Origin of the sequence: Sphingobium sp. TB-6, assembly GCF_012927365.1 — a bacterium.
Taxonomy (GTDB): Bacteria; Pseudomonadota; Alphaproteobacteria; order Sphingomonadales; family Sphingomonadaceae; genus Sphingobium.
This window is the reverse complement of the sequence record NZ_JABBGL010000016.1, coordinates 54315-78799: the sequence shown is the minus strand read 5'-3', so window position 1 is coordinate 78799 and position 24485 is coordinate 54315. Positions and strand designations below refer to the sequence as shown.

At 61.0% G+C, this 24485-nt stretch carries 26 protein-coding genes; 8 read left to right on the top strand and 18 right to left on the bottom strand.

Annotated elements, in window-relative coordinates; all coding sequences use genetic code 11:
- Positions 1 to 46: 46 nt before the first annotated feature.
- The 3 genes from HHL26_RS18545 to HHL26_RS18535 all read left to right on the top strand — a co-directional run bounded on the left by HHL26_RS18545 (position 47) and on the right by HHL26_RS18535 (position 4900).
- The gene (locus HHL26_RS18545) at positions 47 to 2587 is read left to right on the top strand and encodes a TonB-dependent receptor (protein ID WP_169576414.1); all 2541 of its coding nucleotides are present in this window, start codon (positions 47 to 49) and stop codon (positions 2585 to 2587) included.
- An 86-nt stretch (positions 2588 to 2673) separates the two neighbouring features.
- Positions 2674 to 3777 carry an alkane 1-monooxygenase gene (locus HHL26_RS18540; protein WP_008828148.1) on the top strand — a complete coding sequence of 368 codons (1104 nt, stop codon included), beginning with the start codon at positions 2674 to 2676 and terminating at the stop codon, positions 3775 to 3777.
- A gap of 82 nt (positions 3778 to 3859) precedes the next feature.
- Positions 3860 to 4900 carry a 2Fe-2S iron-sulfur cluster-binding protein gene (locus tag HHL26_RS18535; RefSeq protein ID WP_008828147.1) on the top strand — a complete coding sequence of 347 codons (1041 nt, stop codon included), beginning with the start codon at positions 3860 to 3862 and terminating at the stop codon, positions 4898 to 4900.
- 59 nt (positions 4901 to 4959) lie between these two features.
- Here the strand turns inward: HHL26_RS18535 and hcaB are convergent, their stop codons facing one another.
- The 18 genes from hcaB to HHL26_RS18445 all read right to left on the bottom strand — a co-directional run bounded on the left by hcaB (position 4960) and on the right by HHL26_RS18445 (position 20612).
- On the bottom strand, positions 4960 to 5760 hold the full coding sequence (gene hcaB, locus HHL26_RS18530) for a 3-(cis-5,6-dihydroxycyclohexa-1,3-dien-1-yl)propanoate dehydrogenase (RefSeq protein ID WP_031309914.1): 801 nt from the start codon (positions 5758 to 5760) through the stop codon (positions 4960 to 4962).
- A gap of 31 nt (positions 5761 to 5791) precedes the next feature.
- Entirely contained in the window at positions 5792 to 7297 is a 1506-nt protein-coding gene (locus HHL26_RS18525) for an aldehyde dehydrogenase family protein (RefSeq protein ID WP_008828145.1), read from the bottom strand.
- Between the two features lie 19 nt (positions 7298 to 7316).
- Positions 7317 to 7598, bottom strand: a complete 282-nt coding sequence (locus HHL26_RS18520) for a 2Fe-2S iron-sulfur cluster binding domain-containing protein (RefSeq protein WP_008828144.1) — start codon at positions 7596 to 7598, stop codon at positions 7317 to 7319.
- On the bottom strand, positions 7588 to 7821 hold the full coding sequence (locus HHL26_RS18515; RefSeq protein ID WP_008828143.1) for a 2-hydroxymuconate tautomerase: 234 nt from the start codon (positions 7819 to 7821) through the stop codon (positions 7588 to 7590). The genes HHL26_RS18520 and HHL26_RS18515 overlap by 11 nt, the downstream gene beginning before the upstream one ends.
- Position 7822: 1 nt before the next feature.
- The gene (locus HHL26_RS18510; RefSeq protein ID WP_024020833.1) at positions 7823 to 8593 is read right to left on the bottom strand and encodes a fumarylacetoacetate hydrolase family protein; all 771 of its coding nucleotides are present in this window, start codon (positions 8591 to 8593) and stop codon (positions 7823 to 7825) included.
- Between the two features lies 1 nt (position 8594).
- A complete protein-coding gene (gene dmpG, locus HHL26_RS18505) occupies positions 8595 to 9626 on the bottom strand; it encodes a 4-hydroxy-2-oxovalerate aldolase (RefSeq protein ID WP_008828141.1) in 1032 nt (343 codons plus the stop codon).
- Positions 9623 to 10561 carry an acetaldehyde dehydrogenase (acetylating) gene (locus HHL26_RS18500; RefSeq protein ID WP_008828140.1) on the bottom strand — a complete coding sequence of 313 codons (939 nt, stop codon included), beginning with the start codon at positions 10559 to 10561 and terminating at the stop codon, positions 9623 to 9625. Before HHL26_RS18500 ends, dmpG begins: the two co-directional genes overlap by 4 nt.
- Before the next feature lie 22 nt (positions 10562 to 10583).
- Positions 10584 to 11378: a fumarylacetoacetate hydrolase family protein gene (locus HHL26_RS18495; protein ID WP_008828139.1), complete on the bottom strand. Its 795-nt coding sequence runs from the start codon at positions 11376 to 11378 to the stop codon at positions 10584 to 10586.
- Positions 11379 to 11382: 4 nt separating this feature from the next.
- A complete protein-coding gene (locus tag HHL26_RS18490; RefSeq protein WP_008828138.1) occupies positions 11383 to 12867 on the bottom strand; it encodes a 2-hydroxymuconic semialdehyde dehydrogenase in 1485 nt (494 codons plus the stop codon).
- 40 nt (positions 12868 to 12907) lie between these two features.
- Positions 12908 to 13339, bottom strand: coding sequence for a heme-binding protein (locus tag HHL26_RS18485; protein ID WP_037517470.1), 432 nt, complete (start codon positions 13337 to 13339; stop codon positions 12908 to 12910).
- A gap of 2 nt (positions 13340 to 13341) precedes the next feature.
- Positions 13342 to 14265: a catechol 2,3-dioxygenase gene (locus HHL26_RS18480; protein ID WP_024018961.1), complete on the bottom strand. Its 924-nt coding sequence runs from the start codon at positions 14263 to 14265 to the stop codon at positions 13342 to 13344.
- 18 nt (positions 14266 to 14283) lie between these two features.
- Positions 14284 to 15135, bottom strand: a complete 852-nt coding sequence (locus HHL26_RS18475) for an alpha/beta hydrolase (protein WP_008828135.1) — start codon at positions 15133 to 15135, stop codon at positions 14284 to 14286.
- A gap of 167 nt (positions 15136 to 15302) precedes the next feature.
- Entirely contained in the window at positions 15303 to 15908 is a 606-nt protein-coding gene (gene gstA, locus HHL26_RS18470) for a glutathione transferase GstA (protein ID WP_008828134.1), read from the bottom strand.
- A gap of 42 nt (positions 15909 to 15950) precedes the next feature.
- Entirely contained in the window at positions 15951 to 16439 is a 489-nt protein-coding gene (locus HHL26_RS18465; protein WP_008828133.1) for an aromatic-ring-hydroxylating dioxygenase subunit beta, read from the bottom strand.
- A complete protein-coding gene (locus tag HHL26_RS18460) occupies positions 16436 to 17716 on the bottom strand; it encodes a Rieske 2Fe-2S domain-containing protein (RefSeq protein WP_008828132.1) in 1281 nt (426 codons plus the stop codon). The genes HHL26_RS18465 and HHL26_RS18460 overlap by 4 nt, the downstream gene beginning before the upstream one ends.
- A 10-nt stretch (positions 17717 to 17726) precedes the next feature.
- Positions 17727 to 18719, bottom strand: coding sequence for a 4-hydroxythreonine-4-phosphate dehydrogenase PdxA (locus tag HHL26_RS18455; protein WP_010891025.1), 993 nt, complete (start codon positions 18717 to 18719; stop codon positions 17727 to 17729).
- Positions 18703 to 19197 carry an aromatic-ring-hydroxylating dioxygenase subunit beta gene (locus HHL26_RS18450; RefSeq protein ID WP_008828130.1) on the bottom strand — a complete coding sequence of 165 codons (495 nt, stop codon included), beginning with the start codon at positions 19195 to 19197 and terminating at the stop codon, positions 18703 to 18705. Before HHL26_RS18450 ends, HHL26_RS18455 begins: the two co-directional genes overlap by 17 nt.
- The gene (locus HHL26_RS18445; protein ID WP_008828129.1) at positions 19194 to 20612 is read right to left on the bottom strand and encodes a Rieske 2Fe-2S domain-containing protein; all 1419 of its coding nucleotides are present in this window, start codon (positions 20610 to 20612) and stop codon (positions 19194 to 19196) included. The genes HHL26_RS18450 and HHL26_RS18445 overlap by 4 nt, the downstream gene beginning before the upstream one ends.
- 231 nt (positions 20613 to 20843) lie before the next feature.
- Here HHL26_RS18445 and bphC point away from each other — a divergent pair, with 231 nt between their 5' ends.
- The 5 genes from bphC to HHL26_RS18420 are packed head-to-tail and all read left to right on the top strand — an operon-like array spanning position 20844 to position 24479.
- Positions 20844 to 21743: a biphenyl-2,3-diol 1,2-dioxygenase gene (gene bphC / locus HHL26_RS18440; RefSeq protein ID WP_008828128.1), complete on the top strand. Its 900-nt coding sequence runs from the start codon at positions 20844 to 20846 to the stop codon at positions 21741 to 21743.
- A 44-nt stretch (positions 21744 to 21787) separates the two neighbouring features.
- Positions 21788 to 22114, top strand: a complete 327-nt coding sequence (locus HHL26_RS18435; protein ID WP_008828127.1) for a non-heme iron oxygenase ferredoxin subunit — start codon at positions 21788 to 21790, stop codon at positions 22112 to 22114.
- Entirely contained in the window at positions 22114 to 22602 is a 489-nt protein-coding gene (locus HHL26_RS18430) for an aromatic-ring-hydroxylating dioxygenase subunit beta (RefSeq protein WP_008828126.1), read from the top strand. The genes HHL26_RS18435 and HHL26_RS18430 overlap by 1 nt, the downstream gene beginning before the upstream one ends.
- Before the next feature lie 24 nt (positions 22603 to 22626).
- Positions 22627 to 23889, top strand: a complete 1263-nt coding sequence (locus tag HHL26_RS18425) for a Rieske 2Fe-2S domain-containing protein (RefSeq protein ID WP_008828125.1) — start codon at positions 22627 to 22629, stop codon at positions 23887 to 23889.
- Entirely contained in the window at positions 23886 to 24479 is a 594-nt protein-coding gene (locus HHL26_RS18420) for a 2-hydroxychromene-2-carboxylate isomerase (protein ID WP_008828124.1), read from the top strand. Before HHL26_RS18425 ends, HHL26_RS18420 begins: the two co-directional genes overlap by 4 nt.
- Positions 24480 to 24485 lie beyond the last annotated feature (6 nt).

Here is a 24485-nt window from a genome sequence, read left to right as displayed (position 1 = left end):
TCCACCTTTATAAATAGTAATGATAAAACACGAGGGAGAATGCCAAATGACAAACCGATTGATGTATTTCAGGAAAGCCGTCCTGCGCGCCAGCGCCTCGGCGATCGTAGTATCTACCGGGCTTGTGCCGATGACGGCGCATGCGCAGGATGCAGCAGCAAGCGAGCCTCAGGCCGAGGAGCAACGGGCCGGCGGTCTAGGTGAAATCATCGTGACTGCGCGCAAGCGGTCTGAGAACCTGCAGGAAACGCCGGTCGCGATCACCGCTATGAATGCCGAGATGCTCGAAGCGCGCGAAGTCAACAACGTCGCCCAGGTGGCCAAGTTCGCGCCCAACGTGAACATGTCGCCGGTTGCCAACATCTCCGGTTCCAGCGCCACGATCACCGCGTTCATCCGCGGCGTCGGTCAGAACGACTTCAACATTACCGTGGATACCGGCGTGGGCATCTATGTCGATGGCGTCTATGTCGCCCGCTCGGTCGGTGCGCTGCTCGACATGACCGACATCGCTGATGTGCAGATCCTGCGCGGGCCGCAGGGCACGTTGTTCGGCAAGAACACCATCGGCGGCGCGATCGTCGTCAATTCCGTCCAGCCGCAACACGAATTTGACCTGAAGCTCGAAGCGGCGACCGGCCGGTTCAACCGCGCCGATTTCAAGGGCATGATCAACGTGCCGCTGAGCGACAATCTCGCAATGCGCGCGGTTGCTTCCTATGAAACCCGCGACGGCTACCAGAAGCGTTTGTTCGACGGCGGCCGCCAGGGCAACAAGGACAGCTTCGGCGGACGCATTGCGTTCAAGTGGGAGCCGACCGATAAGCTGACCGTCAGCCTCAGCGGGGATATCAACATCCGCCGCGAAGAGCAGACGGCCATTTCGCTGCTCGAACTGCAGGACCAGAACGTGCCGCTGCGCTTCGTCGATATCCCGAACAGCGCGACGACACCCGGCGGCCCCAACCGCCAGATCGCTGCGCCCAGCTCGATGTATTTCTGGAACAAGATCCGCGTCACCGATGGCAGCTGTGGAGCACCTTGGGGCGGGTTTGGCGTTCCGGGTACCCTTGCGCCGACCGGCAACCCGGCCTGCGCCAGCACCCGCTGGATCACTGGCGACATCGACACCACCTGGGCTGGCGGCGTCAACCGGTCGGACTTCGATCTATGGGGCACGAACCTCACCCTCGATTACGATTTCGGCGATTTCAGCCTGAAGTCGATTTCGGCCTACCGCGACCAGAGTTCGCACATGGAATACGATTTCGACGGCACTCCGCATACGATCCTGCGGATCGCAAGCGATATCGATGTGTGGCAGGCCTCGCAGGAACTGCAGTTTACCGGAAGCCTGATGGATGGCCAGGTGAAGTTCGTTCTGGGCGGCTATTATCTCAAGGAAAAGGGCACTGACTACACCCCGATGGAATTCGGGTTTGCCCAGTTCTTTACTGGCGGCGACATCGACAACGACAGCTATGCCTCATACCTGCAGGCCACCTTCAAGGTGACCGACCGGTTCTCGATCACGCCGGGCATCCGCTACACTAACGAGACCAAGCGGTTCGACCCGTCTGTGCAGACGATCTTCAACGACCGCTCGCAACTCGATCCAGTGCTGGCATCGGTCTATCCGCAGGGCGCATTCGTCGCGTTCAGCCAGTGCCTCGTCGGACAGGCAAACCCGGCGGCCAACCTGTTCCCGTCAGGCCCGCTGGCCGGTTTCCCGCTACCGAACTGCACGCCTTCGGCGACCAACCCGGGCGGCAACCACACGATGCCGGCCATCGAGGTTTCGGCCAAGGCCAAGGAGTGGACCCCGGCGATCTCGGCGGACTACAAGATAACCGACAATTCGCTGATCTATGCGTCCTATTCGAAAGGCTTCAAGAACGGCGGGTTCAGCCAGCGCATCTTCCCAGCTGAAATCGCGACCCCCTCGTTCACGCCGGAATTCGTCGAATCCTACGAAATCGGCCTGAAGAACGAACTGTTCAACCGGCGCCTGCGCCTGAACATCGCGGCGTTCCTTTCCGATTACAGCGACATGCAGATCACTGTGAACGAAGGGATCGCTCCGAAGGTTCGCAACGCCGGTGCCGGCCGGATCAAGGGCTTCGAGATCGAAGGCGAAGCTGCCCCGATCGAACAGGTTCGCGTGAACTTCGGCGTGGGTTATCTCGATGCCTACTACACCAAGATCGATCCGAGCGCGGCGCCAGTCACGCTGGATTCGAAGTTCGCCTTCGTTCCCAAGTGGACAGCTTCGGCCGCGATCAACGCCGACGTCTATGAAGGCAGCATGGGCAAGCTGACCCTGCGCGGCGATTGGTCCTACCAGAGCGGCACCTTCAAGGATGCAGTCAACAGCCCGCAACTGTTCCAGCCCGCGTACAGCGTGTTCGGCACCAGTGCCTCGTTCACCGACAGGAGTGAGCACTTCACCCTGACTGCGGGCGTCACGAACCTGACCGACAAGCGCTATCTGCAGGGCGGCTATGTCGATCTCAACGTCGGCGGCGCCGCAACGGCCAGCTTCTCGCGTCCGCGCGAATGGTTCCTCAAGCTCGCCTACAAGTACTGATGAAGGCCCGAGGGCGGCGGACCGCCACCGCCCTCACCCTTGCCTCGACGGGCAAGGCCAGAACAGAATAACTAAGGAGAAATCCGATGGACGGACTGCGCTATTTTCTCATTCCGGTCATGACCTTGGCGGGCGTTATCGGATTCATGCTCGGCGGCAGCTACGTCTGGCTGGGCGCGGCGACCTTTCCGGTGTTGATGACGCTGGATATCCTGCTGCCGGCGGACCACAAGATGCGCGCGCAGGGCACGGCACTGCTTGGCGATTTCGCCATGTACCTCCAGCTCCCGTGCATGATCCTGCTGGTCTGGGCCTTTGCCCGATCGGTTGCGACCGCGATCAACCCGATCACCGGCGCCGACAATTCAAGCTGGCAACTGGCCGGATCGCTGCTCAGCCTGGGTTGGCTCTCGGCGGTGCCGACCCTGCCGGTGGCGCATGAGCTGATGCACCGCCGCCACTGGTTTCCTCGCTATGTCGCCAAGTGTCTGAGCGCGTTCTACGGCGACCCCAATCGCGATATTGCCCATATCGTCACCCACCACGTCCATCTCGACACGGCCAAGGATAGCGATACCCCTCGGCGCGGGCAGACCATCTACAGCTTCGTGTTCCAGGCGAGTTGGGGTTCCTACAAGGATACTTGGGAAAAGTCGGCCGAAATCCTCCGCAAGCTTGGCCATGCTTCGCTGGGATGGCGCAATCCGGTGTGGCTACTGCCGCTCTTATCGGGCAGTATCATCGTCTTTGTGGGCTTGACGGCAGGCCTTGGCGCGGCGCTGACCGCTGTCGGCGCGATGGTAATGGCCAAGATGTTCGTGGAGGGGTTCAACTACTTCCAGCACTATGGCCTGATCCGGGTCGAAGGGGCGCCGATCGAGCTCCATCACGCCTGGAACCACCTTGGCGCGATCGTCCGGCCGATCGGTGCGGAAATCACCAACCACATCAACCATCACCTTGACGGGCATATCCCCTTCTATGCGCTGAAGCCCGAACCGCAAGCGCCGCAGATGCCCTCACTGTTCCTGTGCTTCGCCGCCGGACTGATCCCGCCGGTCTGGTTCCGCTTCATCGCGCAACCGCGCCTCAAGGACTGGGACGAACGTTTCGCCACCCCCGGCGAACGCAAGCTGGCGGATCAGGCCAACGCACAGGCTGGCTGGCCGCGCTGGCTGGCCAGCACTTGAACGCCAGGCCAATCGTCCACCCTCATTCGGGCGACAATCTGCAACTGCAGATTCCGCCCGCCCATTTCGGAAAAACCCGACAATGTTTTCTTTCCTGCGCAAATCCAAGATGAACACCGTAACCGTGGAAGGATCGCCGACCACGCTTGACATACCGGCGGGCAAGACACTTCTTGAAGCGATGCTGGACGCGGGTCTGGCCATGCCGCACGATTGCAAGGTTGGCTCGTGCGGTACCTGCAAGTTCAAGCTCGTGTCTGGCAAGATCGGCGAATTGAGCCCGTCGGCCCTTGCACTTGAGGGCGACGAACTGCGCAGCGGCTTTCGCCTCGCCTGCCAGGCCATTCCGCGCTCGGATCTGACAATCGCGGTTGATGCGCCACTCTCGCAAGGGATCGCCATTGCTACATATCGCGGCACCATCGTCGCCGCACAACGGCTATGCGAGGATATAATCGGGCTGACCATCGAACTGGATCGGCCACTGGCCTTCACTCCCGGACAATACGCTGATCTGACCGCTCCCGGCATCGAAGGTGCACGCAGTTATTCATTCGCCTTCGCGACGGTTGGTGAACCCACCCAGCAACTGCATTTTCACATCCGGCACGTTCCGGGCGGCGCATTTACCGACTGGCTGTTCTGCACCGATCGCACCGGAATGGAGCTGAAGGTTACCGCCCCCTATGGGCAATTCGCCCTCAAGGACAGCACTGCCCCCATTCTTTGCATCGCCGGGGGTAGTGGTCTAGCGCCGATCATCTCGATTCTGGAGCAGGCGCTCGACCGGGGCGCAGACCGGGCGGTGCACCTGCTGTACGGTGCGCGCCGTAAGTCCAATCTCTATGCCCTCGACAAAATTGCGGCCCTTCGTCAACGCTGGATGGCCCCTTTCGAATTCGTCCCGGCCTTGTCGGATGAAGAGCCAGACAGCGACTGGGCAGGAGCGCGTGGGCTGATCACCGAGCAGATTGCGGGCGTTGCAGACCTGGCGGCGCACGAAGCCTATCTGTGTGGCCCACCGGCGATGATCGACTTTGCCGAAGCGCAATTGCTTGCCGCCGGCCTCTCACGTTCGGTCATTTCGGCCGACCGCTTTCTTGATCGCAGCAATCGCACGTAAAAAAAGACGGGCGCTCGACGAATCGAGCACCCGCCAAGGGTGGAGAGATCTAAGCCGCTTCAGCTTCCGGGGCGTTTGCCGATGCCGATTCCACCGTCGCTGAGCAAAACCGTTCCTGTCATGTAGGCCGAGTCCCGACGCGAGGCGAGCAAGGCATAGAGGCCGGAGTGATCATCCGGTTCGGCGATCCGCGCGAGCGGCGTCATCCCGGCAATCATCGCGTCGAGCCCTTCCATATCTTCCATGTGAACATCGGCTGTTCCGCCCGCATGGGTACCGCCCAGCGGCGTTCGGGTGCCGCCTGGCGCCACGCCGTTGACCCTGACGTCGGGGGTTAGTTCCCAGGCGAGCTGGCGGATCAGGCCCAGCACGGCGTGCTTCGACGCCACATAGGGCGTACCGCCACCGCCGGTGTAGAAGCTTGAAGTCGAGGCAGTAAAGATGATGCTGCCCTTGGTCTTACGCAACTCCGGAATTGCGGCACGGGCGCCAAGGAAGTAGCCCTTTACGTTGACGCCGAAGATCTCGTCCAGCGTTTCCGAGAGCTTTTCGGGTTCCATGTCCGCAAGCGGGGTCATGAAATCCCAGATCCCGACATTGCCGACGAACACGTCAAGCTTGCCGAATGCAGCCACGGTTGCGACGACTGCCTTTTCGTTGTCGACATAATTGCGGACATCGCCCTCAATCACGACTACTGCGTTGCCATGCCGCGTACGCACCAAGTCGGCCTGAGCGGCATCCCTGACCAGGACGCCAACCTTGGCACCTTCTTCGATAAAGCGCGCGACGACCGCCTCACCGATCCCTGTGGCGCCGCCGGTTAGCAGCGCCACTTGTCCTTCGAGCCTTGCAGTCACATCGTTCCTCCCGAAGATCGCGGGTTCTCGATCACTGATCGAACATCCCGACGCGGCCTTCCTGAAGGTTGACCACGACCGACTTTGTCTGGGTGTAGTGGTTCAGCACTTCATGGCTGAATTCACGCCCGAAGCCGCTCTGCTTGTAACCGCCCAGCGGCATGTTGGCCTTAAGGTTGTAGTAGCGGTTGATCCAGACCGTGCCGGTTTCAAGCTGACGCGCGATCCGGTGGGCGCGGGCAAGATCCTTGGTCCACACGCCGCCGGCCAGGCCGTAGGTGGTGGCATTGGCCTGCTGCATCATGTCGGCTTCGTCGTTCCAGCTGATTACAGTGGTCACCGGCCCGAAGATCTCCTCCTGCGCGATGCGCATTGTGTTCTTCACATTGGTGAACACCGTCGGCTTGATGAAGTTGCCACCCGCCAGATTTGCAGCATCGGCGCGGGTGCCGCCGGTCAAAACTTCGGCCCCTTCCTCGGTTGCGAGCTGCAGGTAGCTTTCTACCTTGTCGAACTGCATCTTCGACGCCTGGGCGCCAAGCTGGGTTGCCATATCGAGGGGATCGCCCTGGCGGATGCCTTCAAGCGCGGTTTTGAACTTGGCCAGGAACTCGTCCTGGATCGACTGGTGCAGGAACAGGCGCGAACCGGCCAGGCAGACCTCACCCTTGTTGAGCACAGTCGACATCGTAGCGCTTTCCACCGCCGCGTCGATATCGGCATCGCCGCACACGATGTGCGCCGACTTGCCGCCCAGCTCGAGCGTCTGCGGGATGATGTTTGCGGAGGCATACTGGATAATACGGCGGGCAGTGGCGATCGAACCGGTGAATGCTACCTTGGCGACATCGGGGCTGGTGACCAGCGCCTCGCCCACATCCGCACCATAGCCGGTGACGACGTTGATCACACCCGGCGGCAGCAGATCGGCCATTTCCACGAAGAATTCGATCACCGAAAGACAGACCGTCTCGGCCGGCTTCAGAACGACAGTGTTGCCCGATGCCAGCGCTGGTGCGATTTTGCACGCCATCATCAACATCGGTACGTTCCACGGGATGATCTGCGCGCAGACACCGAGCGGTTCGCGGTGAACGATGCCGATCGCATCGGGATAATCGAGCGTCTGGCCATGCAGGCCATAGGCCGCGCCAGCGAACAGCTCGAACTGACCGATAGTCTGGGTCATGTCGAAGAACATCGATTCGCGCATCGGCTTGCCGTTGTTCAACGTTTCGAGCGTCGCGTAGTGCGACTGGCGTGCCTTCAGCCGGCGCGCAATTTCGATCAGGATCTCCTGGCGCTCGCCGGGCAGGCTTTGCGACCACTTGGGAAAAGCAGCCTTGGCAGCGGCAATCGCACGCTCAATGTCCTTGGCATTGCCGGCCTGGATCTTGGTCAGCACCTTGCCGGTCGAGGGATTGAGTAGATCGATGGTCTTGCCGCTGTCCCCGGCAATCCACTCGCCGCCGATATAATGGCCGTACTCGGACTTAATGCCGTAGTCGTTTTCTGTACTTTTCAACTGCGTAGCCATGACAACTCTCCCTTGGTTTTCATAGAACTTCGATGACTAGGTCATCCATCGGATAGATCCGACAGGCCAGGGCGTATCCCTTTGCCTGGTCGGCGACAGAAACCTTGGCCGTGCTCATCTTGCCGGTCCGGTATTCGCCTTCAACAACTCGAACCAGGCAAAACCCGCAACCACCGCCACGGCAGCCCACTCCTATATCGCTGGAACCAAACTGCTCCATCGCGATCAGTACGCGTTCACCCTCGGGGCAAGCGAACTGCCCCCCTCCGAGGATCCGGATCTGGTAGGGCTCAAGCCTCATTCGACCAATCTTCTTCGACTCGGGGCTGCGCGGCAGCGGCCTTCGCCGCAAAGCTTACCCCCCCCACCGCGAAATGCGCTGGGTCCATCTCGCGAAGGATGACGCGAACTGACTCACGCGGCGCCCCGATCGCACCGATGGCAGCATCGGTCAGCGCCCGGATCAGCCGCTCTTTGGCTTCCGGCGGGCGCCCTTCGAGCAGGTTGACCTCGATGATCGGCATATCAGGCCTCCACCTGGAACATGACCGCGCCAAGGTTCTGCACGGTCGTCCGCACGGTCTGGCCGGGAGCCAGGTTGGGCGCGGCGGTGATGCCGCCAGCCATGACGATGTCACCGGCGTTGATCTGTTCGCCCGCTTCGGCAACCAGCCGGGCCGCAGCAACCAGCGAACGGATGGGGTGGCCAAGGATCGCCGCGGTCGACCCGACCTGTACCACTTCGCCATCGATTTCGAGGATCACGCCCAGATTCGAAAAATCGATCCGGGGATCGTGCCAGGATCCGATCACCAGCCCCGACGAGGAAGTGTTGTCGGCGATCACGTCCTCGAGCGCGAACTTGAAGTTCTCGTAACGGCTGTCGATGATCTCCATCGCCGGGGCGATCGCTTCGACTGCTGCCAGCGCAGCGGCGGCAGTCACCTTACCGACCAGCGGGGCCTTCATCAGAAAGGCGACTTCCGGTTCGACCCGGGGGTGGACGTAGCGCGCGCGCGAAAGGGCGGATCCTTCCTCGACCAGCATCGCATCGGTCAGCCTGCCCCAGGCCACTTCGTCGACGCCGACCTGCAACATCTTGGCCCGGCTGGTCAGCCCCATCTTGACGCCGATGCGCCGTTCGCCACGCGACAGGCGCCGATCGACCGAGAGCTTCTGCACCTGATAGGCCTCTTCCACCGTGAAAGCGGTGTCCACAGGGGTGATTTGCGGGGTAGCTGTTGCTTCACGCTGTGCAGAGTCGAGCATTTCCGCGTATTTCGCCAGCCTGTCCATCTCAGTTGGCCTTAGCTTTGATCAGATCAAGCGCAACGTCGATGATCATGTCTTCCTGGCCTCCGACCATCCGGCGGTTGCCCAATTCGACGAGGATCTCGCGGGTATCGATTCCGTACTGTTCCGCTGCCTTTTCCGCATGGCGCAGGAAGCTTGAATAGACGCCTGCATAGCCCAGGCTGAGCGTCTCGCGATCGACCCTCACCGGACGGTCCTGAAGCGGGCGTATGATGTCGTCCGCCGCGTCCATCAGCGCCATCACGTCGCAGCCGTGCTTCCAGCCCTTGCGGTTGGCGGCGGCGATGAACACCTCGAGCGGTGCGTTACCGGCTCCCGCACCCATCCCGGCAAGGCTCGCGTCGATCCGCACCGCGCCCGTCTGCGCGGCGACGATCGAATTGGCCACGCCCAAGGACAGATTGTGGTGCGCATGGATGCCGCGTTGGGTTTCAGGCTTGAGCACCCGGTCATAGGCTTGGAGACGTGCGATCACGCCATCCATGTCGAGCGCCCCGCCGCTGTCGGTGACATAGACGCAATGCGCGCCATAGCTTTCCATCAGCAGCGCCTGCTGCGCGAGCGCTTCGGACTCGATCATGTGGCTCATCATCAGAAAGCCCGATACGTCCATGCCCAGATCGCGCGCGATGCCGATGTGCTGCTTGCCGACGTCGGCCTCGGTGCAGTGGGTCGCGACGCGCACGGAGCGCACCCCCATGGCATAGGCGCGCTTGAGTTCTTCGGCGGTGCCGATGCCGGGCACCAGAAGCGTTGTCAGCACCGCGTTCTGGATGACATCAGCGGCAGCCTCGATCCAGTCCCAGTCGGTATGGGCGCCAAACCCATAGTTGAAGGTCGAACCGTTCAGGCCATCGCCGTGCGAGACCTCGATCGCATCCACCCCTGCCTCGTCAAGCGCCTTGGCGATCGTGCGCACGCTGTCGGTGCCATACATATGCAGGATGGCGTGCATCCCGTCGCGCAAGGTCACGTCCTGGATGTAGAGCCGATCAGATGTTGGATCAAAGGTCATGCTGCGATCTTTTCCATATGAGTCTTGGCCAAGCTCTCGCCTGCCGCCTTGGCGGCAGCGGTCATGATGTCGAGATTACCGGAATAGTTGGGCAGATAATCGCCCGCGCCCTCGACCTCGAGGAACACGCTGGTCTTGAGGCCTTCGAATTCACCGTAGCCGGGGATCTTGAGCGGCCGGTTCGAACCGAAGCGTTCGAACTGCACGTCCTGCTTGAGCCGGTAGCCCGGCACGTATGACTGCACCCTGGCAATCATCGCCAGGACCGAATCGCGCACCTTTTCCTCATCGACCATTTCCGACAGCGTGAAGATCGTATCGCGCATGATCATCGGCGGTTCGGCGGGATTGAGAATGATCACAGCCCGGCCCTTGGCCGCACCGCCGACAGTCTCAATCGCCCGCGCGGTGGTGCGGGTGAACTCATCAATGTTGGCACGGGTGCCGGGACCGGCGGAGCGCGACGAAACCGACGCGACGATTTCCGCATAGTGCACCTTGGCCACCTGCGAGACCGCCGCGACGATCGGAATCGTAGCCTGGCCGCCGCAGGTCACCATGTTGATGTTGCGAACGGTCGCATCGACCGCGGGGTTGACAGGCGGGATGGTCGCCGGACCGATCGCTGCCGGTGTCAGGTCGACCATCAGCTTGCCGTCGCGGGCGAGTATCTCGTCATGCGCCTTGTGCGCATAGGCCGAAGTCGCATCGAAGGCGATGCCGATATCGGCATATTGCGGCATCCGACACAGGCCCTCGATCCCCTCGTGAGTGGTGGCCACGCCCCTTTCGCGGGCCATCGCCAGGCCTTCCGAGGCCGGATCGATCCCGACTACCGCTGCCAGCTCCAGAGTGTCCGAGCCCTTGAGCAGTTTGATCATCAGATCAGTGCCGATATTGCCGGAACCGATAATTGCGCACTTCATCCTGGCCATTTGACCAACCTCCACTTCCAATTCAGTCAGCAGCAAACGTAGCTCGGACAGTGCCAAGCCCATTGATCCGCGCTTCAACGACATCTCCGCGAGAAACCCCGGCCATCGGGCCGAGCGCGCCCGAAAGGATCACGTCGCCTTCCAGCAGGGGCCGCCCGGCATTCGCCATGACCCGCGCCAGCCACAGGGAAGAGGTGATTGGGCTACCAAGACAGGCGATCCCGGCGCCGACCGAAATCGGTTCGCCTTTTACCTCCATAACCATGCCGCACGTGCGCAAATCCAGCCTATCTAGCTTGCGCGGCACCGCGCCGAGCACGAACAGTCCGCTCGACGCGTTGTCGGCGATCGTGTCCCAGATCTTGATGTCCCAGTTGGCGACGCGGCTGTCGACGATCTCGATTGCCGGAACGACATATTCGACCGCGCGGATCATCTCGGCGGTGGTCATGTCGGGGTGGGGCAAATCCCGCCCAACGACGATCGCAATCTCGGCCTCGACCTTGGGCTGGATGACCTGATCAAGCGACACCGGGATACCTTCCGGCACGTCCATGTCTGCGAACAGCATCCCGTAATCGGGCTGGTCCACCCCCAACTGGCGCTGGACTGCAAGCGACGTCAGGCCGATCTTGCGCCCTACGAGCCGCCGCCCGCTAGCCAGGTAGTGCCGGGTGTTGGATTCCTGCACAGCATAGGCGGCCTCAACGCCACCGGCGGCAATCAGGTCTCGGATCGGACTGACCGGTGTGCCGCTTTCGGCGGCGCCGCGCAGCGCCAGAGCCGCTTGTTCGATGGTTTTAGGGTCGATAGTCATCGTCTTAAAGCTTTACGCAGATGTTGGTGATCTCGGTGTAGAATTCGAGGCTGTGCACCCCGCCTTCCCGGCCTATGCCGGAATGGCCGGACCCGCCGAAAGCCGTGCGCAGATCGCGCAGGAACCAGGAATTGACCCAGCACACCCCCACCTCCATCGCCGCCGCCACGCGGTGTCCGCGGGACAGGTTTTCGGTCCAGACTGAGGCGCACAGGCCGTATACCGTATCGTTTGCCAGCGCGATCACCTCGTCCTCGCTGTCGAACGGTAAGATGCCGCAGCACGGCCCGAAGATTTCCTCGCGCATCACGGTGTCGCCGTGGGCGACGTCGATCCACAACGTCGGTTCCACGAAGAAGCCGCCGGCTTCCGCGCCCGAGATTTCAGGAACGCCGCCGCCGGTGACCACGGTGGCCCCGTCCTCGACCGCACGGCGATAGTAGCCCAGCACTTTCTCGCGGTGCTCGGCGCTGATCAGAGGGCCGAGATAGGCGCGATCACCGGTCACGCCCGGCTTGAAGTCCTGCGCCGCCGCCGCCATCCGCGCCACGAAGGCATCGAAGATCGGCCGTTCGACATAGACCCGCTCGGTTCCGAGGCAGACCTGCCCGGTGTTCAGGAAGACCGAGCGCGACAGACCCTCGACCGCTTTGTCGAGGTCGGCATCGGCGAACACGATCGCCGGGTTCTTGCCACCGAGTTCGAACGAGATGTCGCGAACGCCGGTCGCGGCCTTCTGCATGATGGCCTGTCCGGTGCCGGTTTCGCCGGTGAAGGTGATGGCATCGACATCGGGGTTGGACGTGAGGAATTCGCCGGCCGAACCCGGACCGAATCCATGGACGACGTTGTAGACACCCTTGGGCATGCCCACCGCGTTCATCACTTCGCCCAGTAGGGCAGCGGTACGAGGCGTTTCCTCGGACGGCTTGACCACCACGGTATTGCCGCAGGCAAGCGCCGGGCCAACCTTCCAGGTCATCAGCAGCAGCGGGAAGTTCCACGGGCAGACGACGGCGACCACACCCTTGGGCTTGCGCACGGTATAGTTGAACGCCTGGCCGCCATCGGGGGTTGGCGTGTTGAAGCTTTCGCCCGGCATCGTCGAGACGACATCGGCGAACATGCGGAAGTTAGCGGCTCCGCGCGGAATATCGATATGCGACGCAACATGACGCGGCTTGCCGGTGTCGGCCACTTCGGCAGCCAGGAAATCATCCGCTCGGCGTTCGATCTCGGTCGCCACGGCGGTGATCAGCTTGACCCGTTCGGCCGTGGTCATCTTGCCCCACGGCCCGGTAAGCGCGGCCTTGGCCGCAGCCACGGCGTCGGCGACGTCTGCCTGGCTTGCTTCGTGCACAACCCCGATCTCGGCCCCGGTGGCCGGATTGACGTTGGAAAACGACTTGCCCTCGCTGCCTTCGCGATAGGACCCGTCGATGAAGTTCAGGATAGTATCCGTGATTGGAGAGGAGGAGACGGAAGTCATTGGTGCATATTACCTACGTTTTGCCAGAACCCATGGGGCGTCAGAATTGCCTTGCGCCGATCGCAGCGAGGCCGGCGTTGGCGTACTCGACGTCCATCGCTTCGCTCCCGCCGGAAATACCAATCGCACCGACGAATTCACCGGCAATTTCGATCGGTAGGCCGCCGCCGAACATCGCTATTCCCGGCTGCGCGACGATCCCGTCGCGCAAGGCCGGATTGCCCGAAACCATCGCATAGAGATCCGGCGTCGGGACGCGGAAGCTGGCGGCGCTGTAAGCCTTGTCCTGCGCGATCTTTGCAGACGGCGAAGGGGAGCCGCTGGCGCGCACGAACGCGACCAGGTCTCCCCCCGCGCCGACCACCGCGGCAACGACCGGACAGCCCGCCGCCGCACCCATGGCAACGGCGGCAGCCGCTGCCTTGAGCGCCAATTCGTGGCCTACTGTCCGGACCGAAACCACCCCGTCCATGATCAGGTGTTCACCGTCATGAAGCGGTCGTTGAGCGCCTTTTCGTAGTAGAAGATGGCCTTGCCGGCGTTCTCTGCCTGCCACAGGCGCTGCGGATTGTCCGGATAATAAATGTAACCGCCGCTGAAGGTTTCGTTGCGGTTGCCCGAGGGATCGAAGAAGTAGATCGTCTGCCCGCGGGTGATCCCATGACGGGTCGGCCCGATATCCAGCGAAATATCGTAGCGGCTGATGATGTCGGCGGCATGGCCAACATCGTGCCAGGATTCCAGGTTGAACGAGGTATGGTGGATCTTACCGTCTTCGGGATAGCCTAAGAAGGCGACATCGTGTGCTTTGTTGCTGCAGCTAAGAAAGATGCCGAGCCGGGCGCCGCTGGTTTCATCGACCAGTTCCTCGGCGACTGAGAAATCAAGCGCATCGACAAAAATCTTGGCCGAACTGGCTATATCCACGCCGTTGAGCGCACAGTGATCAAAGCGGGTGGCACGCATGCCACGTGGCTCCACGACCCAGACATCGGGGTTCTTGACGGCCGGACCGGTGGCCGACAGCGCCATCTCGGCGTAAAGTTCGAAGACGTGCTGTGTCGGCGTGTTAAACCGAATCTTGCGGCCTACACCGGGATCTTCCCCCGCCGGGATCACGTCGACATGGACACCGATATCGAGCAAGCGCTCGGTAAAATGGTCCAAGTCCGCGTCCTTGGCGACCTTGAAGCCCATCACATCCATGCCCGCCTGATCGGCCTCGCGAAGGATGATACTGTGACGATCGAATTCGTCGAACGCCTGGAAAAAGGCCCGATCCCCCTCGCGATTGACGAAGTTTAGACCAATCCGGTCGCGGTAGTGGATAATGGCCTCGTCCAAGTCCAGAACCCTGAGCTGGACATAGCCAGGACGAATTACACCAGTCAAAGCCATGAAGAATCTCCTCTCCGATCAGGCCTTGAGGCCATGCTTAAAGAACTCGGCAACCATCCGGTTGAAACTTGCCATCCGCTCGATCTGCACCCAGTGTCCGCATTCGGCGAACAGGTGCAGATCGGCCCGCTGCATCAGCGTGGCCAAGCGTACGGTAGAATCGAGCGGGATCACCTGATCGGCAATCCCGTGCAGGATCAAGGTCTCGTGCGCGATTGCGGCGATGTCCTCCTCGCGGCTGGCGAGCATCGCCACGTTGGCCTGGCGGTCGGCGCCGCCGAACGTTGCATGATAGGGTTCATGTGCTTCGGGCCGGGCGCTGGCGACATAGCGCGACTGGATCAGATCCTCCGTCAGGCGGCTGTGATCCCAGGCAAGGTACTTGAGCGATTCGCGCATGGCCTCAACTGACGGCACGTAGCCCCAAACCTTGTCGAGCGCAGGAGTAATCGGAAAGTTGAGCCCTGCAGGCCCCATCAGAACGGCGCGTTCCACCCGATCGGGGTGGGCAATCATGAATGCCAGCGTGATCCCGCCACCGAACGAGTTGCCGACCATCGAAATCTTGTCGATGCCCAATCCGTCGAGAAAACTGGCGAGCTGATCGACCCAGACCTGCTTGTCTTCGATCCGGCCCTTGCTGTCCGAATAGCCGAAACCGAACATGTCGGGCGCGATGACCCGGAAATCCTGAGCAAGAACCGGAATGTTCAGGCGCCAGTTGGCCCATGCAGTCACGCCAGGCCCGGAACCATGAACCAACAGGACCGGATCGCCCTCGCCGACGTCATGATAATTGGTCGAGCTTCCGCCGATGACGAACGAATTGGCGATTTCCGGTCGGCTCGTGTCCAATGTCGCGCTTGCCATGATAGCCAACCAGTCCTTTCCCGCTTCGTTGATTTTGTATCCACATGGTGTCGGGACCGAGTCGGCGAACTGACACCTTACAGTAGCTTTCATTGCACTATTTCAAACGCATTGGCAAATAAAGAATGCGGCGAGGCGGCAGAAATCGCCGCCTCGCGCATGCCCGATCAGACGAGCCCTTCGGCCTTGAGTGCTGCGCCAACCGACGGGCGCTGCGCGATCCGGCCGCAATAAGCACCAAGGTTGGGATAGGCGCTCATGTCGATCCCGACATGGGCCGGCCAGCCCAGCATCACGAACAGATAGATGTCGGCGACGCTGAATTCAGAACCGGCATAGTGTTCCTTGTCCAAAAGTTCCTTGTCCAGCGCACCCAGATGATTCTTGACGGCGGTCGAGGCCGCGAGCTTTGCTTCGTCGCTGCTGCCGGGTGTGAAAAGCGGTACGAACGCCTTGTGGAATTCCGACCCCAGAAAACTCAGTCGGCTGATCAGGCGGTAACGCTCCAACGTGCCATCACGAGGCGCCAGGGCCGCGTCTGGCTTCTGATCGGCGATGTAGAGCAGGATCGCAGGATTTTCAGTCAGGGTTTCGCCACTGTCGAGGGTCAGCGCAGGAACTTTGCCTGACGGATTGACCGTCAGGAAATCGTCTCCGGTCTCTACCTTGCGGGTCGCCAGATCGACCTTCACCGCATCGAACGCCGCACCGGTTTCGCGCAGGGCAATATGCGGTGCGAGCGAGCAGGCACCAGGGCTAATGAACAGCTTCATGGATAGTCTCCTTTTGGGCAAACCAGGAAATGCGGGATCGGCTCAGATCGGGGTCGCCAACAGGGTGGCGATTCGCAGCGTGTCGTAGATGCAGGTCCGGCTCTTCAGACGAACGGTTCCACCGCTAAGATCGAACCAGTCGACATATTTGCCGGCATTGTAGATACGCGTTTCACCATCGTTACGGGTCTGGAAGACGACATAGCTGGCTTCAGCAGAAACCTGGTTGCCTTCCGCGCCGGTGATCACCGCACGCCCGATCAGGTGCCGGTTGAAATGTTCGGGGAAGACGTTTGCCTTGCGCAGCGCGACAACCCGATCCGCCAGCATCCCTTTGCTGTCGCAATACATCACAGCTGCGGGCAAGCCGTTATCGACATTCTCGCGCGCGATCACCTGGTACAGGCAATCGTCAACGAACAGCGTAGGCCATTGCTCGAGCCGGTCATCATCAAGGCAAAGCCCGTAAGCCGCGTTGAAATCGTCGATCGCACTTTGCGCGACTTGCGCTACTTCGGCTGCAACGCTCATGCCCGGCCCTCCGCTGCGAGATCGGCCAAGGCATTGCCCATCAGCCCGAGATAGCCCTTCCAGAACCCGCGCACGGAATTTTCATCCATACCCATCGGGGCGTATGACGGTCGGACATCGTCCCCGCCCATCTCGACAAAGCTGCGCTTGCCTTCGGCACCGATCGTGCCCTGCTGGCACAGTTCGACCGCTTCGCCGTCTTCCATCGAAATCAACCCAGACGGTCCAACCAGGTTGAGGTTGCGAAGGCGGTGGCGAGTCGTTTCATCATCATCGTCGGCATAGCCGAAATAGGTCCAGACCAGCTCGGTCTTGTCGGTCCCGTGGGGCACGATCTGCCTGGTGGCGAGGGTGTTCTGGATCTGCTGGACAACGACAGACGGGAAGATCGACTGGATGTGCAGTCCGACATCATCAGCGATCTCCGGGCGGAATGCCAGCAGGCGCTCGTCCTGCAACTTGGCCTCACCCTGCATCTCGCGGTTGGCCTCGTCACCGAACGAGCCGTAGTCGACATCGCCCTTGGGCTTAGACACGGTAAAGACGGTGTGGTAGCCCTCGTCCGAAACCAGACCCGCGCTTTCCTGGCTCTGGCGGTAGATGCCGAAAGTGGGATAGAACAGGTGCAACAGACCGCCGTGGTAGCTGTCACGACTGTTTTCCGAATAGAGCTTCCAGTTGCCGGCCATGAACTGTCGCGCATAGCCCAGAACCTTGACCGGGCGCTGGAAGACGCGCTGAATGTATTTGCGCATCACTGGACCCAGAAAGTCGTCGAGCGGGGCGATGGTCGGGTTGAAGGTGCCGAACACGAGGCCGCCGAATGTCTCGACCCGCAACCGCTCCAGCGAATGCTCGGCCATATTGAATTCCTTCGAATAGCCGCCCACGCCTTTCAGCCCCCGCCGGAACGGCACGCCGACAAGCGCACCGGTCGCGTCGTAGGCCCACTGGTGATAGACGCAGACGAACGCCCCGTCGGCCTGGTTGCCACGCAGCGAGCGGCACACGGTTGCGCCCTTGTGGGCGCAGCGATTTACCCAGGCATGGATGGTGCCATCGGTTGCCCGCGTCACCACCACCGGAGTATTGCCGACATGGGTCGAACGGAAATCGCCGCTGTTGGCCAGCTCGGCTTCGAGGCCGAGGTAGCACCAGGTCTGTCCGCGAAAGATGTTTTCCTGTTCGGCAGTGAAGATCGCTTGGCTGTGATAGACTGCGTAATCGACCGCAGTCGGCTCCGACCCCGCGGCGACGGGCATGGTTTCGGCGTTCATGGTCTTCTCCCTAAGCTTGTTCGAAACCGCGGCCCGAAGCGAGTCGTCCGCAAGTGCGCATCGCGCTCAGCATCATCGCGGCATCGGCCTTGCCGGTACCGACGATGTCGTAGGCGGTGCCATGGGCCACCGACATGTGCAGGTACGGCGGCCCCATGATGATCACGCTATTGCCCGAAAAGCCCCAGGTCTTGACCGCGATGTGGCCCTGATCGTGGAACATCGCCAGGACCATGTCGTAGCGACCCTCGATGCAGTGGCGGAAGACCGAGTCAGGCGCGATAGGCCCTTCGACATCGATGCCCCTTGCCCGCGCGGCTTCAATCCCAGGCGCAATTTCAAGGCGATCCTCGTCGCCCATGGCATGTGGGTTGAGACCGGCAACCGCGATCCGCGGTTGGGCGATGCCCCACGATTGCATGGCCTCGTGCAGTTGCCCCACCGCCGTGGCGACGAGATCGGCTGAAATGACGTCGATCACTTGCCGCAGCGACATGTGGTCGGTGAGATGCGCAACCCTGAGCGGCCCGGTCAGCAGCACCAGATAGCTTTCGCCCGGGGTCGGGCTGATGACCCTGTCGAGCTTCTTGGCAAGTTTAAGCGAACCAGTGCTGATCGGCCCCATGATCGTGGCGGCGAAAGAACCGTCGCGGGCCAACGCGTCGAGCTCATCCAGCCATTGCGCGGTGGCGTGCCCGGCGGCCTCGGTGTCCTCGCCCAGGGGCAGAACGCCATCGGGCAGCGCGCCGGTATCGATGACGTCGATGATCGCGGGATCGTCGCTGGGTTTTTCGAAGCCGCGCATCACCCGCAGCCGTGCCTTGGTGCCAGTGAAATCGAGCGCCCGCTCTACCGCCGCAGCAGACCCGACCAGCACGGGGATCGAATCCGTGTGTACGGCACCGTCGGCCAGCGCCCTGACAGCCACTTCGGGTCCGATCCCGGCGGGATCACCGATCATCGTCCCCACGACGGGGCGCACCCGCTCAGAGGCTGTAGACATCGGCTACTTCTTGGAACAGATCGGTGACGACAACCGTCTTCTTGCGGCGGATCACGAACGAATCATCCCGAGGTTCGAGATCATAGAAGGCCCACCCGCTGAGAGTGGCGACTTTGCCTTCCAGCACCGAAACCGTGGTCCAAGACGTCCGCGCATGCACCTGGTCATCGCTCTCCTCAGCAGACAGCAGGGAGAACTGGTGAACCGTGCGTGGCTGCGGCGTGCTCGCCGCCGAGCGCCGGGTCCTGATCCGGAACACCCGATCCTCAAGCCCGCCCCGGTTGGGATAGTAGATCAGCGAGACTTCGTTCTGCGGATCCGCAGTCGGCCGTTCGTGATCGTCCCAGGCTGGAACCCAGTATTCCGCCTCTTCGTGATAGAGCGCCAGCCAGGCATCCCAGTCCTTGTCGTCAAGCGCCATGGCTTCCTGACCGATGAAGCGGGAAACCGCCAGCCAGCGCGAATGGAATGCGGTCATCGTGCCTTCTCCAGTGAACGCTCAAGGAAGGCGGCAAGCTCGCTGCACTCGCTGTCGATGGCCTTTTCCATGAGCGTGAGCCATTCGTCATGGATCGCCACATAGAGGCCTTCGTCGGCAACCGCCGGGCTGCTCAGCACCACATTGAAATCGAGCGGCTCGCCGAACTTGCCCGGGCCGGTGTCCCAGCGCGTCGAACCGCGCGACATCTCGTTGTAGCGGCCTTCGCCGGCGCCATACCCGGTCTGGCAGTTGTTGAATTCGGTCAGGTCGTCCGGGGTCGCCATGCCGGTCGAATTGAAGAAATCCTCATACTGACGCAGCCGCAGGGCCCGCGCCTCGGGGCTTTCGCCGACCGGGGCGATGCACACCGTGCTGACTTCGGTCTCATCCAGGGCCAGCGGCTGGATGATGCGGATCTGCGTGCTGGTCTGGTCCATCAGGAAGACGTTGGGAAACAGCTGCAGGTTACGGATGCGCTTGTTCATCCACTTGGCCTTTTCGGCGCCGTAGGACTCTTCGAGCCAGTCGATGATCTCGAAATTGGGGCGATCCATGAAGTTGGCATAGTCGGCCCACAACACCGTGTGTCCGTTGTGGAACGAGAACGACCCGCCATCGCGCGCGGTGAAGCCATTGAAGCTAATCGCCTTGGTTTCGTTCTTCGAAATGCCTTCGACGCGGCGCTGAACCGTCATGAAGTAGTTGGCATGCGTGGTCATGACGTGATAGCCGTCGAGCCCGTTCTCGACCTGCATCTTCCAGTTGCCGTGATAGCGGTAGCGGTTGGTTCCGGGCAAAACTTCCATTGCGCCGGACTTCGACTGGTCCACCAGGATATCGATGAAATCCCGCGCGCCGGCGAGGTGATCGACCAGCGGGACGACATCGGCGGAGAGGCTGGCAAAAATGAAGCCGCGGTAGCTTTCCACCCGGGCGACCGGTTGAAGCCCGAAATCGGCGCGATTGAATGCCTCCGGATAGCCCCCGATGCTCTCATCGGTGACGTCCAGCAGGTCGCCCCCGGACGAGAACGTCCAACCATGAAACGGGCACATGTGGTTGCGCTTGTTGCCGGCCCGCTCGCGGCACAGGCGCGCGCCACGGTGCGAACAGGCATTCACGAAGGCGCCGACATCGCCGGACTTGTCCCGGGTTACAAGGATGGGGACGCGGCCGATTTTCGTGGTGATGAAATCGTTCGGCTTGGAAACCTGGCTCTCGTGCGCGAGGTAGACCCAGTTCCGTTCGAAGATGTACTTCATCTCGAGCTCAAACAGCGCAGCTTCGGTGAAAGCGGCGCGGTCCAGCTGGAAGATCCCGCGCTCGTGATCCTTCTTGAGCCAAGCGCGCATGCGCCCTTTCAAGCCCTGCAAGTCGGCAATCCTGCCGCCGATTTTATCATTGAGTTCCATCGATCCTCTCCCGTTCTGTGCGTCGGGCACCCAATACCATCCGCGAATCAACCGCAGATGGCACACGGTGATTACCTCATCCCATCATTTCGTGCAACGTATTGCACAATGAAAAACGTTCTGGTAGGTAGTGGGTCAGAAATGGCTGAAACCGGCGGCTCGAATCGAAGCAAGGTTGCCAGCAAATCGCAAAATGGCCCTGTTTTGGGGTGAATTGGGAGAGTTTGAACTATGTCGGTCGTCACCGAACTCGGCTATCTTGGTCTTTCCGTTTCCGATCTCGCTGCCTGGCGCGCTTACGCCGCCGAAGTCGCCGGCATGGAAGTCGTCGATGAAGGCGAAGGGGATCGGCTCTATCTGCGGATGGACCTTTGGCATCACCGCATCGTTCTGCACGCTGATGGCAGCGATGACCTGGCCTACATGGGCTGGCGCGTGGCCGGGCCGCAGGAATTCGCCGCGATGCAGGAAAAGCTGAGCGCGGCGGGAATCCCCTTCACCGTGGGCACCGAAGCCGAAGCGCGCGAGCGCCGCGTTCTCGGGCTACTCAAGCTGGCCGATCCGGGCGGCAATCCGACCGAGATCTTCTTCGGCCCCCAGGTCGATACGCACAAGCCGTTTCATCCTGGCCGTCCGATGTTCGGCAAGTTCCTGACCGGATCGCAAGGCGTTGGGCACTGCATTCTGCGCCAGGACGATGTCGAGGCGGCGGCTCGTTTCTATGAACTGCTGGGTCTGCGCGGTTCAGTCGAATACCACCTTCATCTGCCGAACGGCATGGTTGCCCAGCCCTACTTCATGCACTGCAACGAACGACAGCATTCTGTTGCTTTCGGTCTTGGGCCGATGGAAAAGCGCATCAATCACCTGATGTTCGAATACACCGAACTCGATGATCTCGGCATGGCCCATGACGTTGTGCGTGCGAAGAAGATTGACGTCGCGCTCCAGTTGGGCAAGCACGCCAACGACCAGGCCCTGACGTTTTACTGCGCTAACCCGTCGGGTTGGCTGTGGGAATTTGGCTGGGGTGCGCGCCAGGCGCCGAGCCAGCAGGAATACTACACCCGTGACATCTTCGGTCATGGCAACGAGGCTGCTGGTTACGGAATGGACGTTCCGCTGCTGTGACAATCTTCGTGTAAATCAATTCTTGACAGGAAAACAACCCCATCATGTCGAACCAATTGCGCCTTTGTGAAGTTGCCGGCGTAAAAGACGGCGAGCCGGTCGCGGCGTTCGCCGAAGGAATGCCCGCCCTCGCAGTATATAATGTTGATGGCGAGATTTTCGTTACCGACAATCTTTGCACTCACGGCAATGCCATGCTGACCGACGGATATCAGGATGGCGACATCATCGAGTGTCCGTTCCATGGCGGCTCGTTCGACATCAAGACCGGCGCAGCCAAGGCCTTTCCCTGCCAAGTGGCGATCGCGTCCTATCCGGTCGAAATCGAGGATGGTTGGGTCTGCATCACGAAGCCCGAAGGAGCAGCCTGATGGGCCTTCCCACCCTTGAGCAGATGCAGTTTCAGCATGCCGCTGCGCAACTTAATGCGCTTCATGCGGAACTGATCGATGACGACCGGTTGGAAGAATGGCCTAACCTGTTTGAAGAAAAGTGCCAGTACAGTGTGATCTCAGCGGAGAACCACAATCGTTCGCTGAACCTGGCTGCGGTGTTCTGCGACAGCCGCGGCATGCTGGTCGATCGCATCGTCTCTTTGCGCCGCGCCAATATCTTTCCCGCGCACAGCTACCGGCATATTCTCGGTCCGACCCGCGTGAAGTCGACCAGCGGGCAGATCGTCACCACACAGACCAACTATGTGGTCCTGATGACGCGCAACGACGGTCAGACGTCGATCTACAATTCCGGAAAATATGTCGATCAAATCGACGTTTCCGGCGCTGGCTCGCGCTTCCTTTCCAAGACCGCAATCTTCGACACCCACCTCATCGATACGATGATGGTCCGCCCGATCTAGCTGCAAAGTTGAAAGCACCCAATCATGTCCATTGCCCAGCAACAAGACACCTTGGATCAAGCCCCGTCCACTGCCGGATGCCGGGTTCCGTACCGCGTTTTCACCGATCGCCAGTACTATGATCGCGAACAGGAGAAAATTTTTAAGGGTGACTGCTGGTCCTTCGTCGGACTTGAAGCTGAAGTTCCGAAGGCAGGTGATTTCAAATCGACCTTCGTGGGCGAAACGCCGGTGATCCTCACGCGCGACAGCGACGGCTCGGTGCATGTCGTGGTCAATCGCTGCGCCCATCGCGGTGCCCTGGTCTGCCGCGAAATGCGCGGCAACCGCTCAAGTCTGGAATGCGTCTACCACCAGTGGGCCTACGACCTGAAGGGTAAGCTGATCGGCGTGCCCTTCCGCCGCGGCCTCAAGGGGCAAGGCGGGATGCCTGGCGATTTTGACATGAGCCAGCACAATCTGAGACAGTTACGCACCGAATCGGTCAACGGTCTGGTCTTCGCTTCTTTCTCCGAAACGGTTGAATCCTGCCGTGATTTCCTCGGTCCGATCGTGGTCGAGCAGATCGAGCGGATCATGTGCAAACCCGTCACCGTTCTGGGCGACCAGCGCCAGCGCATCCGCGGGAATTGGAAGCTTTACGCGGAGAACACCCGCGATCCCTACCACGCGAGCCTGCTGCACCTATTCCACAACACGTTCGGTCTGTATCGCTCAACCCAGACCGGTAAGGCGCTTATGGATGCCAACAAACGCCACTCGCTGCTCTATTCGATCGCGGCCAGCAACGACGATGCCGCCGACAAGCAGGCCTACGGCGATTCCCGCACCTTCGACACCGAATTCAAGCTGCAGGACATGTCGCTGCTGAAAGGTCGGCAGGAGTTCGCGGACAATGTCACTCTGGTGATCCTCGCGGTCTACCCCAACCTCGTCCTCCAGCAGATCCAGAACACGCTCGCCGTACGCCAGACCGTGACTTACGGCCCAGACGAATTCGAATTGGTCTGGACCCATTTCGGCTACCAGGACGACGACGAGGAAATGCAGGCCATCCGGCTAAAACAGGCTAACCTGATCGGACCTGCAGGACTCATTTCGATGGAAGACGGCGAAGCGGTGGAAATCGTCCAGAACGCCATCGTCGGCGAGGCAAGCGCGACGTCCTACATCGCGATGGGTGGCGGTCGAGCCGAGGATGCCGACCATCTCGTCACCGAGGGCGCGATCATCGGGTTCTGGGACAATTATCGCAAAATGGTCGGCTTTGAGGTGGAACCGGCATGACCCGCACGATCGACTTCTACTTCGATTTCATCAGCCCGTTCAGCTACCTTGCCCAGCTCAAGCTGCCGGAGATCGCGCGGGCAGCGGGAAGCACGGTGGAATACTGGCCGATTGACATTCCTGAAGCCAAAATTGCCGCCGGCAACTATGGCCCGTCCAATCGCGAAGTCTTGCCCAAGATCAAGGTCATGAAGGCAGACCTTGAGCGCTGGGCCGAACGTTATGGGGTGCCCCTCACCTTCCCGGCGAGCTTCGCTTGCGCAGACTGGAATTGCGCGGTGCTGTTCGCCCGCGAGCACGGTAAGGCCGAGGCATTTGTGACCGATGCCTACCGCCGGATCTGGGGCCAGGGGATCGATCCGGGCGACCGCAACGAGCTGGCCGCATGCGCCAAAGCAGCGGGTCTCGACGCTGAGGCGCTGATTGCCTTCGTTGAATCGCCGACTGGCCAGAACGAATATCGCAAGGCCCGGAGCCAGGCGATCCAGCGCGGCGTGTACGGTGCGCCGCTGATGTTCGTTGACGACCAGGTTTTCTGGGGGAATGACCGATTGGATTTTCTTGCCGAGTATTTGAACAAGTCAAAATAAAAAATT